Source organism: Halomonas elongata (assembly GCF_029081005.1).
Classification (GTDB): domain Bacteria; phylum Pseudomonadota; class Gammaproteobacteria; order Pseudomonadales; family Halomonadaceae; genus Halomonas; species Halomonas elongata_B.
Genome location: NZ_JAJQTQ010000061.1, coordinates 1 through 897, shown reverse-complemented (window position 1 = coordinate 897; position 897 = coordinate 1). Strand labels below are relative to the sequence as shown.

1 protein-coding gene is annotated in these 897 nt (G+C 63.8%); it reads left to right on the top strand.

The window, feature by feature from the left end; genetic code table 11:
• Positions 1–897 (top strand): Ig-like domain-containing protein (locus tag LU493_RS19415; protein ID WP_275289453.1); only part of this gene is annotated, 897 nt, incomplete at both ends.

Genomic DNA, 897 nt, shown 5'->3' with positions numbered 1-897 from the left:
AGTCCCGGAGGCGATGACGGTACCGATGCGCCGACGCTGACCATTGCCGAAGCCGATGATGGCTTCGTGAGTGCCGACGAGTTGAGCGACGGCATCCAGGCCGTGGTGACTCTCACCAGCGGTACTCAGGCAGGCGACACCGTCACGATCACCGTGACCGGCGGTGCGGATGGCGAGCAGACGTTCACCCAGGCCGTCACCGCTGACGACCTTTCCGCCGGTGAAGTCGACGTGACGCTGAATGGCGATATCACCGACGGCGACTACAGCGCCGTGGCCTCCATTACTGACGGTGCGGGCAATGATTCCGCCGCATCGGACGCTGTCGACTTCACCGTCGACGCCACCGCGCCCGATGCCCCGACGCTGAACGTCGTCGCCAATGACGACGGCACGGTCACGGCCAGCGGTGAAGCCGAGCCCGGCAGTACCGTGACGGTGACCTTCCCGGATGGCACGACCGGCGAGCTTGTGGCGGGCGATGACGGCAGCTTCGAAGCGACCTCGGATGGCGCTCAGCCGAGTGGTGAGGTCAGCGCCACCGCCACGGACGCGGCTGGTAACGAAAGTGGTGTGACCACGCAAGATTATGACGTGGTGACGCCGGACACTCCGATTCTGGCCATTCCGGCGAATGCCGATGGCTTCATCAATGCCGAGGAAGAAAACTCGGGCCTCGAGGCCAACGTCATCCTAGATGAACCGGCTCAGGCGGGGGAAGACGTCGTGGTCACCGTGACCGATGACGAAGGCACGAGTGCCGAGGCAACATTGACGCTGACGGCCGATGATATCGAGGCCGGGAGTGTGTCACTTCCACTCGATTTCGCCGATCTGACTGAAGGTGCACTGGAAGCCTCCGCCACGGTAGGGGGACGTGACGCCAATTCACTCGAT